Annotated in this window: 1 protein-coding gene; it reads right to left on the minus strand. The window is 53.6% G+C overall.

What is annotated here, in order from left to right:
• Nucleotides 1-567 (minus strand): hypothetical protein (locus AC1DT3_RS23710; protein WP_477467592.1); only part of this gene is annotated, 567 nt, incomplete at both ends.

A 567-nucleotide genomic window follows, 5' to 3' on the forward strand; every position in this document is an offset into this window, starting at 1 on the left:
GACGAATCCACCCCGCCCATCATAAAGATCAGTACCACCCGAGAGAGAAATGGACCCTTCGATCGTTCCATCGTTGATGACGATGTCAGTTCCCGCACTTCCATAAATCGCAGCCAATGCGTCGGGACTGGTCACCGTAATCGTACCCTTGTTGGTGATGCGATTAGGTTCCGCACCGGAGCCGCTACCGAGCGAAATTCCGTAGTAGCCCCCTTGAATTCTCCCGTAATTGACAATCGTTGTGGACGTTCCGTACGAATTCACGCCAGCGGCGACATCCGATACGATGACACCGTAGTTGATCACGGAGTTGTTCGTATCCGCTGCACTTCCCATCGCGACTGCATCGATGAATGAATGGACTACGCCACCTTCACCGACGTAGACCGAATTTGAGCCTTTCTCGAGCGTCACACCACCGCCGCCGGCGAAGACATTGCCATACACCTTGAGGTCAATGTTTCCACTGGTGCCAAAGAAGGCTTGTTCGAACTGGGACGAAACCGTGACACCTGCAGACACGAAAACCCTGTCACTGACAGTCAAGTTGACGGCGTTGTTGTTGCC

The sequence above is a fragment of the Microvirga sp. P4_G7 genome (assembly GCF_056401005.1).